This window comes from Deltaproteobacteria bacterium CG11_big_fil_rev_8_21_14_0_20_49_13 (assembly GCA_002796305.1).
Classification (GTDB): domain Bacteria; phylum UBA10199; class UBA10199.
In genome coordinates this window covers 9981-21234 of the sequence record PCWZ01000025.1, presented here as the reverse complement: position 1 = coordinate 21234, position 11254 = coordinate 9981, and the positions used below count along the sequence as shown (strand labels likewise).

Genomic DNA, 11254 nt, shown 5'->3' with positions numbered 1-11254 from the left:
CTCGTTCATCGGAGCCTCCTTTTTTATGTTTCAGGAGCCTCCTTATCATATCACTACAACCTAAAACCAGATGCGGTTCGCTGGGCGCTTACAATACAACGATGTCCCCACTTTCGTGTGGATGGCATCCCTCTCAAGGCTAGGTTATTACTTCGAGAGAACATTTTTGTTTGACTTAAGATGTTCTTTACGTACAATGCCACAAATTTAATTCGCCACACCAACCAAAGGAGGAATTACAAATGTCTGAATCAGCGATTGTATTACCGGCATTGGGCCATCTGGAATTTACGCTTCTGTGGAGTGTGCTCGGCTCGGCCGTCATCTCCATCCTCTATGGACTCTATCTTGTGAAGAGCGTTATCCGCTCCGACGCAGGTACGGCCAAGATGCAGGAGGTGGCGGCGCACATCGAAGAAGGCGCAATGGCTTACTTGAAGCGCCAGTTCAAGACGATGATATGGTTCGTTATCATCATCGCCGTCGGACTATATTTCCTTTACAAGCCGATGTACGAAGGGAACCTCCCTCTGGGAGTATCCATAGCCTTCATCATGGGCGTTATGGCCTCTTACGGTGCCGGTTTTGTAGGCATGTGGCTCGCTGTTAAAGGAAATGTGCGCACATCGGCCGCGGCCTTAAAAGGCTTCAAGCATGCGCTTGAACTCGCCTTCCGCGCAGGAACCGTCTCCGGCATGTTCACGGTAGGATTCGGTCTCATGGGCGCGACGATCATATTCCTCATCTTCCGCGAGAACGCCATGAAGGTACTGATCGGTTTCGGGTTCGGCGGATGTTTGGCGGCCCTCTTCATGCGCATCGGCGGCGGTATCTTTACCAAAGCGGCCGACGTTGGTGCGGACCTTGTAGGCAAGGTCGAAGCGGGCATTCCCGAAGACGATCCGAGGAACGCGGCAACAATAGCCGACAACGTCGGAGATAACGTCGGAGATTGCGCAGGCATGGCGGCGGATGTTTTCGAAAGCTACGAGGTCACGCTGGTCGCGGCCATCATTCTGGCGGCCGGCGCTTTAATGGACCCGCAGTTCCAGGCCATTTACGGCGAGAACTCATCAGCATTTGCACTTAAAATGATAATCTTCCCCCTGCTTGTAAGAGCGGTGGGCGTATTCTCCTCAATAATCGGAACATGGTGCGTTAAGGCAAAGGAAGGTTCAATGAAAGACCCGATGAGACCTATCACGATAGGCTACTGGGTTGCGGCCTTAACATCTGTAGTCGGTTTTGCGGTGGTTAACTACTTCTACGTTATCGATCCTCTAACAGGAACGCCCGACTGGCGTTTCACATATGCGACAACGGTCGGCATCATCCTTGCCCTCGTAACGCTCTGGATCACGAACGTATTCACACATCCCGATAAGGCGTCGGCCACGGAGACCGCTTATGCCTCAAAGACCGGCGCGGCAACGCTTCTTCTTGCCGGCATGGGAATTGGCATGGAATCAACCGTCTGGGCGATACTAGCGATCGGCGGCACCATTGTAAGCTCGGTTCTCATATTCCACGGAAACGTGGCAATGGCCGCTTACGGCGTTGCGCTTTCAGGCTTGGGGCTCTTAACGACGACTGGCTTCATTCTTGCGATGGATACATACGGACCCATCACCGATAACGCCCACGGCATCTTTGAGATGAGCGGTATCACGGAAGAAAAGGCCGGCGCGGCTGGCAGAAACCTTGCATGGCTCGATGCCATCGGCAACACAACAAAAGCCCTCACAAAGGGTCTTGCCATAGCCACTGCGGTCATCGCGGCGATCTCCCTCTTCCGTTCTTTCATAGACGAATCGGGATTGTCAGCGGTTGGAATTCAGGTAAATATGCCGCTCGTCTTCGTAGGTCTTCTCGTCGGCGGCGCGGTACCTTTCCTCTTCTCAAGCTTTGCCATTAAAGCGGTCGGACGCGCGGCGTTCCTGGTGGTTGAAGAGGTTCGTAAGCAGTTCCGCGAAAAGCCTGGCATTATGAAGGGAACCGACCTGCCCGATTACGGCAAGTGCGTTTCTATCGTCACCGCGGCGGCTCAGAAAGAGTTGCTGGGCCCCGGAATTTTGGCGGTTGCAACACCTATACTTGTAGGATTCACTCTTGGCGCGGGAGCCCTTGGCGGATATTTGGTAGGTGCGATACTCACGGGCCAGTTATTGGCGGTCTTTATGGCCAACACCGGCGGTGTCTGGGATAACGCAAAGAAAAAGATAGAAGACGGCTACCTTGGCGGCAAAAAGACAGAATGCCACAAGGCCGCTGTAATAGGAGACACCGTAGGCGATCCGTTCAAAGATACAGCAGGCCCGGCCATCAACCCGCTCATTAAGGTGATGAACTTGGTCGGTATCCTAATAGCGCCCTTCGTCATTCGCGACATCTCAATACAGGCGCGCATCATAATCGCGGCCGTATGCCTTGGACTCTTGGCGATAGCGGTGATCTTCAGCAAAAGAGGCGGACTTGCAACAAGCCCCTCGACAAGCTCGGGACAAGGGAGCAAAATATGAAAAAAGCAACATCGATAGCACTGTGTCTGTTCGCGGCGGTCTTGGTATCATGTTCCGGCGGAAGTAGCGGTGACAGCGCTCCCAGCGGAGTTCAAACGAACATATCTGCCAGCGGATTAGTCGGTAAGTGGATTTTCTCAGGTTCGGAAGATGACGGGAACGTCTCCTTCAGCATGCTTATGAACTTTGAGGCCAACGCCAACATGGACGTCTACATGCTTTCAGGCGCCACCACGAACGAATATTATGCTAAATGTTCGACAACGTTCTCTGTATCCGGCAACAAACTTACCATAAACGCGTCCGATTGCGGCGGTGGTGGACCAAAGATCGAACAGACCGAAAGCGACTTTGTGGTGAACAATAACGAATTTACCTTTACCGACAGTAACGGCGGTAACATCACATTCACTAAGTGGACCGGCGAGCTTTCATCGCTTACGCAGATCAAGAGTCAATCGACACCCGATATGGGAGACTCGACGAACAGAATGGCGCCTCAGATAAGCATCAACGCCTACCCTGTTCCGTCATCTTTCCTATTCTTTAAGACCAGGTAGGGGGGTTATTTTAGGCAGATAGCTGAAACGCCCGGGGTTTTTATAGACCTCGGGCGTTTTTTTATGCAGGGACTTTTAGGCCGACAAGTGGGGAGGATTGACCCCGAAAACACCAGTTAACAGTGAACGGTTAACTGTGAACAGGCAAACAGCTTCAAACTTAACATGTTGTTTTTATTATATTTTTACCATTCACTACTTGCTATTAACTGTTAACTAAAGTTGGCAAGGGTCTTGCAATAATCTCCCGTGGAGGCGAAAGGGAGGCAAAATTATGGCACTAGATTTTCCGGCATTAAAGACTCTCGGCATAAGAGTCGAGACATGCGACAACGCAAGGGGCTCCTGCGAAGTAACAGGTCCTACGGGGGTCAAAAACACCGTCCCTAAAAATAGTCTCAGACTGGCCGAAACTGCTTTGAGAGGCATAATCGGTGCAGCCGACAACGTGAAAAGATCAGCCGCGCTTTTCGGTAGCGCTAAAGACAAACTCTTGGAAAGAGCAACAGGTTTCGGAAACTGGGTAGTAAAAAGTCTTATTCCAACTGTGGGAATTGCAGTTGCCGCAGATTCAGTGGGTAGGCTCTGCAAGCCATCGGTAGATGCATGCATTTCCGATAATAAGGGGGTTGAATAATATGAAAAAATTCTCAAAAGAAGAGCTTATAAAAATATTTGAAGTGCTCATAGAGAGCGAATGTCCTCTTCATACGCGTCCAGAGTTCAGAAAGCACTATGACCGCGACGGCCAGCTTGTGATAAACCAGCTCACCCGCAAGGCCACGGGAAATGTGGCTTACAGGTCGGTAGATTTCGACGTCAAGAGCGTCAGTGATGCCGAGTTCTGGAACAAGATAGAAGGTTCGAAACATTTGGATCTCTTAGAGGATAACGCAGCGGCGGCTATTCTTGGAATGGCGGAAAAGTTCGGTATCTTGAACTAAAGTGGCGTTTTTTAACATTTTTGGGGAAAAATTATTATGGCGATCCATAATTCACACAAACCGATAGGTTCTCAGAACATCGCAAAGCAGGTAGGCGGAACTTACGGCGAGAGAAAGAACATAACGAACCAAAGTTCGACGTCTTCGGATCCGCAGATCCAGCGCTCCAAGGACTTTTTCGGCACAAAAGCGAACGAAGCAAGACCTGTTGAGCGCTTTGCGTCCAACGCAAGGTTCGAACAGAAGAAGGCGACGGCAAGAAATGTGGTAAATGCCCTTGAAAACGGCAGAAAGGTCCGCCCTGCCATCCCCGATCAGGCGTTCCTAAATTTCCTTGAAAAGGTCATCTCAGGCCCCTGCGAGAACAGACCCCCCGCGCATGCAAAAAACCCTATAAGATCAAGTATTAAAACCGCCAGGGCATAGCTTAAAAGAATCCTTCAAAAAATCCCAAAATTTTACACTTGATAAGGCCATTTCCATGTGTTAGCAAGCCCCCCACTGAAATCGTAGGTAATGAGGTAATAATATGAAAGAAAAGATTCACCCGAAATACTCCGACATCCAGATAACCTGTGCATGCGGAAACATTATCAAGACCAGCTCAACCATGGGTAAGGATCTCTCGGTAGAAATATGCTCTTCTTGCCACCCGTTCTTCACCGGCAAACAGAAGATCATCGATTCCGCCGGAAAGGTCGATAAGTACAACAAACGTTTCGCGGCAGGGGTTGCGTCAAAGGCAAAGAAGGCTGAAAAAGCTGAAAAGACCGAAAAACATTAGTCAATTTTTCAAGGCTCTTAAACGGCATTAAATATGTCCCCCTCTGATGTCTTTAGTGCTCATAAGGAGCCGTTAGAACCCACTTGGGAGTAATCTCAAGTGGGTTTTATTTTGACCATTCTTCGAAGAACAATGGTCATCCCAGCAAAAGCGGGGATCTAGCGTATAAAAATGGGATTCCCGCTTTCGCTCCCCTCGCTGAAGCTCTGGAGAAGCGGGCGGGAATGACAGGGGTAACGTTCGCTTATGTTCAAAAAACTAGAATCAGTCGAGAAGAAATATGACGAGTTGACCGAGATCCTTTCACAACAGGAGGTCGTGGCGAACCGGCCCCTTTATCAAAAGACCGCCAGAGAGCACTCATCACTTGCGGAACTTGTGACCGTCTATCGCTACTACAAAAAGATCGTAAAAGAGTTCGAAGAGAACAAACATATACTTGATAACGAAAAGGACGCGGAACTTAAGAAGATGGCTAAGGAAGAAATGACCCGTCTTGAAGATGAAGTAACAAAGACCGAACAGCAGTTAAAGGTACTCCTGCTTCCCAAAGACCCGAACGACGACAAGAGCGTGATTCTTGAAATCAGGGCCGGCACCGGCGGAGAAGAAGCGGCGCTTTTTGCATCCGATCTTTATAGGATGTATTCCCGTTACGCCGAGACCAAGCGCTGGAAGGTGGAGATAATGGATTCTAACCCGACCGGCATCGGCGGCTTCAAGGAAATAATAGCGACCATAAGCGGCAACAAGGTCTACAGCGACCTTAAGTACGAAAGCGGCGTGCATAGGGTCCAGCGCGTTCCAAAGACCGAGGCGAGCGGGCGAATTCACACATCCGCCGTGACCGTTGCGGTAATGCCGGAGGCGGATGATGTGGACGTAATTATAAACGAGAAGGATATAGAGGTCGACGTCTTCCGTGCAAGCGGCCCCGGGGGACAGGGCGTCAACACGACCGATTCGGCCGTCAGGATAACCCACAAACCTTCCGGAATGGTGGTCGTGTGCCGAGAGGAGCGTTCGCAGTTAAAGAACAAGGCAACGGCGCTCAAGCTCCTGCGCTCGCGTCTTTTAGAGCAAAAGATAGAGGAACAGGATGCGCAAGAAAGGGCGACGCGCAAGTCTTACATTGGCACCGGCGACAGAAGCGAAAAGATAAGAACCTACAATTTCCCTCAGAACCGCATTACTGACCACAGGATAGGTCTCACTATACACCAGCTTGACCAGGTCCTTGAGGGTAAACTGGAAGAATTCGTGACATCGCTACGCACACATTATCAGGCAGAAACGATGAAAGGCAGTTGACCAAGTTGTAAAACAATCTAACTTGGTCAACTCAGCAAACTCAATGTGGACCATCCTTAAACTAATAGAATGGACGACCGACTATTTCAAAAAACACGAGATACCCAACCCTCGTCTTGACGCAGAACTTTTACTCTCCCACACGCTCGATAAAAAGCGAATAGATCTTTATCTTTCGTTCGACAAGACGGTCTCCGAAAAGGACCTTGCCACGTTCAAGGAATATATCCGGCGTCGCGTTAAACGTGAACCTCTGCAATATATAACCGGCGTTCAGGATTTCTACGGGGTCCCTATAAAAGTAACGCCCGACGTCCTTATTCCACGTCCCGAAACCGAACTAATGGTCGAACAAACACTAAAATTGGTCACGGGTCACGAGTCACGAATCACAATCTGCGATCTTTGCACCGGAAGCGGATGTATAATCGCGGCGCTCGCCTCTGAACTGCCAAATGCGCAACTTACCGGTACCGACATATCAGAAAAGGCGCTTGAGGTCGCGAAGTTCAACACGAAAAATTGGAAGGAACGCATCACTCTTATGAATGGTGATCTGTTTGCTCCCCTCCTTTGTAAGCATGCCCAGAGCTCTCTCGAGGGGGAGGTAGAGAGGTCCCTACCCCACCCTAACCCTCCCCTTACAAAGGGGAGGAAATGGTTCGACCTCATCGTTTCCAACCCTCCCTACGTCCCCGAAGACGAATTTAGCGGTCTCCAGCCGGAGGTGAGGGATTTTGAACCTAGATCAGCGCTTACCGCGACCGATAACGGTCTTGAAATAATAAAAAGGATAATAAATGATGCGTCGACACACCTTGTAAAAGGCGGCACGCTTATCATGGAGATAGGCGATAAACAGGCCGAAGAAGTAAGGTCTCTCATTGCAAATAATGGATCGTATGATAAGGTGGAGATGCTTAAAGATTACGGAGGAATTGAAAGGGTAATATGGACGAGCTTGTTATAATCGGCGGTAGGCCCTTGAAGGGCGAAGTGAAGATAGGAGGCGCCAAGAACGCGGCGCTTCCGGTAATGGCCGCGGCCACTCTTTCTTCAGGCAAATGCATACTGCACAATATCCCTCATGTTGCCGATATACGTACCATGGCAAGGCTCCTAGATCACATTGGCATAGCGACCGAACAATGCAACTCCGGCACTTACGCGCTTACGCACTTACGCACTTATAACCCCGAGGCCCTCTACGATATCGTCAAGACCATGCGCGCGTCATCCCTTGTATTGGGACCAATGCTTGCAAGGTTCGGAAAGGCGCGCGTATCACTCCCCGGGGGATGCGCGATAGGCGCCAGGCCCTTAAACCTTCATCTAAAGGCGCTCGAAGCAATGGGGGCCGAAATAACGCTCGATGAAGGATATATAAACGCCTCGGCAAAGAGGCTTAATGGCGCAAAGATACATTTTGACAATGTGACCGTTACGGGAACGGAGAACATAATGATGGCGGCAACGCTTGCCGAAGGGACCACCGTTATTGAGAACGCCGCACGCGAACCCGAAGTCACGGATGTAGCCGACTTCCTCATTAAGATGGGTGCAAAGATAGACGGTGCGGGTACCGACAAGATAGTCATTGAGGGAGTGAAAGAACTGGGATCTGCCGAACACACGATAATCGCCGACAGGATAGAGGCCGGAACGTTCGCATGTGCCGCGGCGATAACCGGAGGAGAGATAGCGATCGAAGGGTGTCCGCAAGAGTTCATTGAGGCCCTCCTTCTCAAATTGCAGGAGACGGGTTGCACGTTAAGAACAGAGGGCGCCTCTTGCTTCACCGTTCGCGCACCACAGAAATTAACCACGACCGACGTAACGACATCACCCTACCCCGGATTTGCAACGGATCTACAGGCGCAGATGATGGCCTGCATGGCGGTTGCCGAGGGGACCTCCATAATCAACGAAACGATATTCGAGAACAGGTTCATGCACGTGCAGGAGCTTTTAAGGCTCGGCGCAGATATCAAGATAGAAGGTCACACCGCGACAATCAAGGGCGTTGAAAAGCTTGCCGGCGCACCCGTTATGGCGACAGATCTTCGCGCATCCGCCTCTTTAGTGCTTGCGGCCCTTGCCGCAGAAGGCAAAACGACCATCCAGCGCATATATCATCTGGACCGCGGCTATGAAGGCATCGAAAAGAAGCTCATCTCCCTGGGTGCCTCCATAGAGCGTATCGGTTAACGCAATTCGGGGACACACACTTTTGTTCCTGAAAAAGTGTGTGTCCCCCGAAAAGTAGCTTCCATGGGACGCGTAAATATGGTATAAGACACTTCATGCTAATTATACCCGTTATGTATATCAGGGGCGGGCTGGTGCTCACCCCATCGGCTACCGGCGGCACCTCCCCCACTAAAAGCGACCCCTTTGAGCTTGCACACGACTGGTTCAAGGCTAGCGCCGAACTTATCCACGTTGTCGACCTTGATGCCCCTCCGGCGGGGCCATCTCCCAACATTTCGGTCCTTCATAAGATAAAGACCGGCCTGAAACTCGAGTTCGAGATCGAAGGAAATATAAGGGCTTCCGATACCGTCGAAAGATATATAGCCGCCGGCGCTTCAAGGGTGGTAATTGGCACTTCCGCATATCAAAAACCGGCGTTCCTCACCGAACTATGCAAGAAGTTCCCTAAAAAGATCACCACCGTTATAGACGTAAGACGCGGCAAGGTAATTATCAAGGGCTGGGCCGTTGCATCCAACAAAAGCGACCTTGATTATGTAAAACAGTTCAAAGAGGCAGGTGTCGACACCATATTCTATTCCAACTGCGAAGAGGAGGGATATCTCAAAGTGACCGACATCTCCAATATTCGTGAGTTCTTAAGAAAATCGATGATCAAGGTATTTCATACTCTGGACGCTTCGTCCGCACACGACATAGAGAACATCATGGCGCTGGAATCCTACGGCTTACAAGGCACCCTCTTAAGCCGCTCTTTATATGAGGGGAGGATAGACCTTGAGAGCGCCATTACGCTTGTAAAAGAGAGAAGTCCCGGAAGCGGCGACGAACCCACATATACAGAAAGTGCGTAAGTGTCTAAGCATGTCCCGAGCTTGGTCGAGGGGTGCGCAAGTCAAGAAATAAAAATATGAATAAAGATGATTGCATATTCTGCAAGATAATTAATGGCCAGATCCCTTCTACATTCATTTATGAGGACGATAAGTTGATCGCATTCAAGGACATAAACCCGGCCGCACCTACACATATACTTTTCGTTCCAAAGAAACATTACGCAACGCTCAACGATATTGCCGAAGGCGATACCATAATGAGCGATCTCGTCGCGGCCGTTCAAAAGACCGCAAAAAAGCTGGGGCTTCATGACAGAGGGTACAGGGTCGTAACCAACGTAAACCGCGAAGGCGGGCAGGTGGTGTTTCACCTTCATGTCCATATGCTCGGCGGCAGGTCGCTTGACGACAAGATGGGCTAAAATGAACGAAATAATCTCAACGAATCCGGCAACATTAAAAGAGTTAGGAAAGGTCACGGGGACTCCGGAGCAAAAGGTAAAAGAACACGTTTCCAACGCCAAGGCCTCACACCCTTCATGGGCGCGCCTCTCATTCGAAAAACGCGCGAAATATCTGCTCAAGGCACGCAAATATCTGCTGGACAATATCGACGATATCGCCCTCACAATAACACGCGAGAACGGTAAACCTATCGCCGAATCCATTTCGGCCGAGATACTTCCCGCCGCCGACCTATTTTACTGGGCGGCCATAAATGCAGAAAAGATACTTTCATCGAAGAGGATATGTATTGGCATATTTAACCTGATGCTACGGCGTTCTATCATTTCGCACCAACCTTTGGGCGTTGTGGGCGTCATATCGCCATGGAACTATCCTTTCTCCATACCTGCAGGCATAGCCGCCATGGCCCTCATGGCCGGCAACTGCGTTATTTTAAAACCGTCATCGGTAACTCCTCTTGTCGGAAATAAGATAAATGAGATGTTCGCCGCCGCAGGTTTTCCTGAATCGGTTTTCACCCATATCCCAGGCGGTTCGGAAACAGGCGAAGCGCTTCTTAATTCAAGGATAGACAAGATAATCTTTACAGGTTCCGTAGAGATCGGAAAACACATTGCAGCGGTCTGTTCAAGGAACATGGTCCCGTGCTCGCTCGAACTCGGCGGCAAAGACGCGGCCATCATCAGGGCCGACGCCGACATAGAGCATGCTTCAAGCGCCGTCGTCTGGGGAACCTATACCAATGCCGGTCAGTGCTGCGCATCAATAGAACGCGCCTATATCCATGAATCCATCGCCGAAAAGTTCATAGCTGAGGTCGTTAAAAAAACCGGGAAGCTCCGCATGGGCAACGGAGAAGACACAAATACCGATATTGGCCCCATGACAACGCTCTCACAGCTTCAAATTGCCGAGGCCCACGTTGAAGATGCTCGCCGCAGGGGCGCAAACATCCTATGTGGCGGAAATAAAAGAGGGCCGGGCTATTTCTTTGAACCTACGGTGATAACAGGGGTCGACCACACGTTCGCATGTGTGAATGAGGAGAGTTTCGGACCGTTACTCCCCATCATGACGTTCAAAGATGACCGGCAGGCCATACAGCTTGCCAACTACAGCGAATACGGACTTAACGCCTACATATTCACAAAAGGAATAAAGGCAGGGAGACAGATGGCGGAACAGCTTCGTGCAGGGACCGTTATCATAAACGATGCCGTCTATACCCATGCGATACCGCAAACTCCGTGGGGAGGGGTTAAACATTCGGGTTTCGGCAGGACCCACAGCGCATGGGGATTTTACGAGCTTACGAACCTCCACCATATCCATATAAATCCCATAACGTTCGTCAAAGATTTCTGGTGGTATCCCTACGACATAAAACTTGTCAATACACTTAAAAGCCTTTCAAAAACTCTTACCGGCGGCATTTTCGATAAAATAAGATCGCTACCTCAACTGTTAAAAACCCTTTCCTTCAACAAAAGCTAGATAGACCGAACCCGTTCACGTTATCGTTCAACCGGAGCTGAAAAAGCTTCAGAAAGATCGCACTTCACTGCTGTCCCAACGTTAGCTGAATAAATTCACAAAAGAGTCGAATTTTTTTCTTCTT

The 11254-nt window shown here is 50.1% G+C and carries 12 protein-coding genes; all 12 read left to right on the top strand.

Annotated features, from left to right (window positions below):
• Window positions 1-242 precede the first annotated feature (242 nt).
• The 12 genes from COV46_02175 to COV46_02120 all read left to right on the top strand — a co-directional run bounded on the left by COV46_02175 (window position 243) and on the right by COV46_02120 (window position 11130).
• On the top strand, window positions 243-2519 hold the full coding sequence (locus tag COV46_02175) for a pyrophosphatase (protein ID PIR17937.1): 2277 nt from the start codon (window positions 243-245) through the stop codon (window positions 2517-2519).
• A complete protein-coding gene (locus COV46_02170; protein PIR17936.1) occupies window positions 2516-3079 on the top strand; it encodes a hypothetical protein in 564 nt (187 codons plus the stop codon). The genes COV46_02175 and COV46_02170 overlap by 4 nt, the downstream gene beginning before the upstream one ends.
• A 274-nt stretch (window positions 3080-3353) precedes the next feature.
• On the top strand, window positions 3354-3716 hold the full coding sequence (locus tag COV46_02165; protein PIR17935.1) for a hypothetical protein: 363 nt from the start codon (window positions 3354-3356) through the stop codon (window positions 3714-3716).
• Between the two features lies 1 nt (window position 3717).
• A complete protein-coding gene (locus COV46_02160; protein ID PIR17934.1) occupies window positions 3718-4023 on the top strand; it encodes a hypothetical protein in 306 nt (101 codons plus the stop codon).
• A 36-nt stretch (window positions 4024-4059) separates the two neighbouring features.
• Window positions 4060-4449, top strand: coding sequence for a hypothetical protein (locus tag COV46_02155; GenBank protein ID PIR17933.1), 390 nt, complete (start codon window positions 4060-4062; stop codon window positions 4447-4449).
• A gap of 103 nt (window positions 4450-4552) precedes the next feature.
• Window positions 4553-4807, top strand: a complete 255-nt coding sequence (locus COV46_02150; GenBank protein ID PIR17932.1) for a 50S ribosomal protein L31 — start codon at window positions 4553-4555, stop codon at window positions 4805-4807.
• 246 nt (window positions 4808-5053) lie between these two features.
• On the top strand, window positions 5054-6118 hold the full coding sequence (locus COV46_02145) for a peptide chain release factor 1 (GenBank protein ID PIR17931.1): 1065 nt from the start codon (window positions 5054-5056) through the stop codon (window positions 6116-6118).
• 43 nt (window positions 6119-6161) lie between these two features.
• Window positions 6162-7088, top strand: a complete 927-nt coding sequence (gene prmC / locus COV46_02140; protein PIR17930.1) for a protein-(glutamine-N5) methyltransferase, release factor-specific — start codon at window positions 6162-6164, stop codon at window positions 7086-7088.
• Window positions 7070-8326, top strand: a complete 1257-nt coding sequence (gene murA, locus COV46_02135) for a UDP-N-acetylglucosamine 1-carboxyvinyltransferase (protein PIR17929.1) — start codon at window positions 7070-7072, stop codon at window positions 8324-8326. Before prmC ends, murA begins: the two co-directional genes overlap by 19 nt.
• A 95-nt stretch (window positions 8327-8421) precedes the next feature.
• A complete protein-coding gene (locus COV46_02130) occupies window positions 8422-9186 on the top strand; it encodes a hypothetical protein (GenBank protein PIR17928.1) in 765 nt (254 codons plus the stop codon).
• A 56-nt stretch (window positions 9187-9242) separates the two neighbouring features.
• Window positions 9243-9590 (top strand): histidine triad nucleotide-binding protein, encoded by a 348-nt coding sequence (locus tag COV46_02125; protein PIR17927.1) that lies wholly within the window; start codon window positions 9243-9245, stop codon window positions 9588-9590.
• Complete coding sequence (locus COV46_02120) at window positions 9544-11130, top strand: succinate-semialdehyde dehydrogenase (GenBank protein PIR17926.1); 1587 nt, start codon at window positions 9544-9546, stop codon at window positions 11128-11130. Before COV46_02125 ends, COV46_02120 begins: the two co-directional genes overlap by 47 nt.
• Window positions 11131-11254 lie beyond the last annotated feature (124 nt).